The organism is Streptomyces sp. NPDC003011 (assembly GCF_053591515.1).
Genome location: NZ_JBSFTY010000198.1, coordinates 1 through 1,291 on the forward strand (window position 1 = coordinate 1; position 1,291 = coordinate 1,291).

A 1,291-nucleotide genomic window follows, 5' to 3' on the forward strand; every position below is an offset into this window, starting at 1 on the left:
GCCACCACCACGGCCAACCCGCCACCAGCCTCGCCTGGGGCTACTGGAAACACACCACCAACCTCACCCACCACCTCACCACCACCAACACCAACCTCACCCGCAACAACACCGCCCTCACCACCGAACTGGGTCTGCGGTTGTTCGACGTCTCGCTCGAAGAACGTGCGGAGGCGTCACTGGTCTGCATGCCGATCGAGCCGGCCAGCCTCCGCCGGATGGCTGATGTGCCTCCGCTGCTCCGGGATCTCGTCCCCGTCTCGGGACGCCGAGCGACAGCCGCGGGAGCGAGCGCGATGCAGCGCTCCGGACTGGCGCAGCAGTTGGCTGGCCTGGGCGAACCCGAGCAGCAGCGCCTGCTGCTCGACCTCGTCCGCAGCAACGTCGCCGCGGTCCTCGGGCACAACCGTCCCGAGACCATCGATGCGCAACGCCCGTTCAAGGACCTCGGCTTCGACTCACTCACCGCCGTGGAGCTCCGCAACCGCCTCACGAACGCCACCGCACTGCAGCTCCCGTCGACGCTGGTCTTCGACCACCCGACGCTCACCGCGCTCGCCACGCATCTCCGCGTCAAGTTGCTGGACGAGCAGCCACAGATCCGGGCGCCGAAGTCGATGTCGACGGTGGTCGACGACGATCCGATCGTGATCGTCTCCATGGCCTGCCGCTATCCCGGAGAAGTGAGGCAGCCCGATGACCTGTGGAGGCTGGTCGCCGAGGGGAGCGAAGCGCTCGGTGATCTGCCCCAGGACCGCGGTTGGGACCTCGATGCCCTGTACGACCCGGACCCGGATGCCCCGGGCAAGATGTACACACGTAAGGGCGCGTTCCTGTACGACGCCGGCCAGTTCGACGCCGAGTTCTTCCGCATGAACCCCCGCGAGGCCCTGGCCACCGACCCCCAGCAGCGGCTGCTCCTCGAAACCGCCTGGGAAGCCTTCGAGCACGCCGGCATCAACCCCACGACCCTCAAGGGCAGTAACACAGGTGTCTTCGCAGGAGTCATTTCCCAGGACTACCTGATGAGGATGCACGGTGCTCCCGATCACCTGGAGGGCTACTTCGCCACGGGCGGCTCCGGCAGCATCGCCTCGGGCCGGGTGGCTTACACGTTCGGGCTCGAGGGCCCGGCGATGACGGTCGACACCGCCTGCTCCTCATCCCTGGTGGCTCTCCACCTGGCCGCCCAAGCTCTGCGCAACGGCGAATGCGACATGGCGTTGGCCGGCGGTGCCACCATCATGGCCACCCCCGGCACCTTCCAGGTCTTCTCCCGCCAACGCGGCCT

At 67.7% G+C, this 1,291-nt stretch carries 1 protein-coding gene; it reads left to right on the forward strand.

Translation table 11 applies throughout. The annotated features are described in order from the left end of the window. Window positions 1-1,291, forward strand: a 1,291-nt coding sequence (locus ACWD0J_RS41280; RefSeq protein ID WP_451501006.1) for a beta-ketoacyl synthase N-terminal-like domain-containing protein, incomplete at both ends; no start/stop codon positions are given.